Annotated in this window: 1 protein-coding gene and 1 pseudogene; both read right to left on the bottom strand. The window is 41.4% G+C overall.

The annotated features are described in order from the left end of the window. Positions 1-353 (bottom strand): annotated as a pseudogene (locus HT719_RS11240) (GDSL-type esterase/lipase family protein); the annotation flags it as partial. 49 nt (positions 354-402) lie between these two features. Continuing rightward, positions 403-1,230 (bottom strand): HAD family hydrolase, encoded by an 828-nt coding sequence (locus HT719_RS11235; RefSeq protein ID WP_000153523.1) that lies wholly within the window; start codon positions 1,228-1,230, stop codon positions 403-405. Between the last annotated feature and the right edge of the window lie 194 nt (positions 1,231-1,424).

The raw sequence follows: 1,424 nt of genomic DNA, 5'->3' as shown, positions 1-1,424 counted from the left end.
TACAGTTGACAAAGAGCCGGAAAGTAATTTTATCTCAGTCAGTGGATAATCGCGAGCAATGGATTGATGATAGCTTCGAGATTATTGAGAGCCTCATTCACAGGCACATCTTTTCCAATATCGTTCGTCCCAATTAAAAGGACAATTTTATCTACCTCCCCACCGTACAGATGCGCATCCAGATTCTCTAATAACAGTCCTGTCTGATAGCCACAAATTCCTCGATTGACAATTGTCTTTGAAGTCCCAAACAACTCCTGCAGAGGATAATATTCGACAATGGAATCCCCAATAAAAAGAATATCTGGCTCTACAACTGAAACCTGATTTAGGTGACGATACTTGGTTTGGATTTTTTCTTGTTCCTTTAGTAACCAATTTTCTAATAACTGTACTGCTACTTCATTCTCCTTTTTCTAACCAGTTTTCCAATACTTGGTAAACTCCTCCTTGGCTATTGGCTGGCGCTAGAGCCGTCGCCACAGCTTTGGCTTTGTCATCAGCATTTTCCATCGCATAGGCAATTCCAGCCATTTCAAGCATTTCAACATCATTTTCACTATCGCCAAAAGCCATGATTTGTTGGGGGGTCAAGTCCCAACGCTTGAGTAATTCTTCCAAGCCCCATGCTTTATGAATTCCAGCTTGGAGGATATCAATGCAACCATAGCCACTCGATACAGCCCGAACACGGCCATCAAAGAGGTCATTGATTTCTTCCAATACCGAATTCAAACGTTCCTCACCAACAACCATACTCATCTTGAGCACACCACCAAAGAGGTCAGAGGTTAATTCATCCACAAAATTCATTCGTTGGTAGAATTCTTCAATCATTTCTGGAGTCATAAAACTTTCAAGGTCTGTAAAAATGGTACCTTCCTTGACGAAACCACCCTTCATCCCTGTTACAACAAATTGATCCTGACACGCTCGACCCTCGAAATGAGCCAAAGCCTTATCGACAATGGCATCATCCCAAGTCTGAGCCTGAATCAATTCATTGTTTTCAAAAATATGAGCACCATTGGCAACAACCAGAACCACTCGATCCACCAAGTGCTCCAGTAGTTGCCTCATGCGGTGAATTTCATTCCCTGTCGCGATGACAAAACGAATCCCCCTTTGATCCAACTGATCCACAATCTTTTCCAAGCGTGGGAGATCAAGCTGGCCTCTAGCATCCAGCAAGGTCCCATCCATATCTGTCGCAATTACCTTAATCGTCATTTACTTTCCTCTTGATTAGACTTCCTGCAAAACTAGAATCCTAGTTCATGATTGATAATACCAGCAATCAAATTCATTCGTAATCCGAAGTGTTTACGATGATTTCGATAGGTTGTTGAAGATATTTTAAACGTTTTTATAGTGAAATGAAATAAGAACAGGACAAATCGATCAAGACAGTCAAATCGATTTCT

It is taken from the genome of Streptococcus sp. k-378 (genome assembly GCF_013277505.1).
GTDB lineage: Bacteria > Bacillota > Bacilli > Lactobacillales > Streptococcaceae > Streptococcus > Streptococcus pseudopneumoniae.
The sequence above is the reverse complement of the archived record's forward strand: the minus strand, read 5'-3'. Positions and strand labels throughout refer to the sequence as shown.

Coding starts and splice junctions, on each gene's coding strand:
- HT719_RS11235 (WP_000153523.1), bottom strand. CDS start 1,230: ATGACGATTAAGGTAATTGCGACAGATATGGATGGGACCTTGCTGGAT.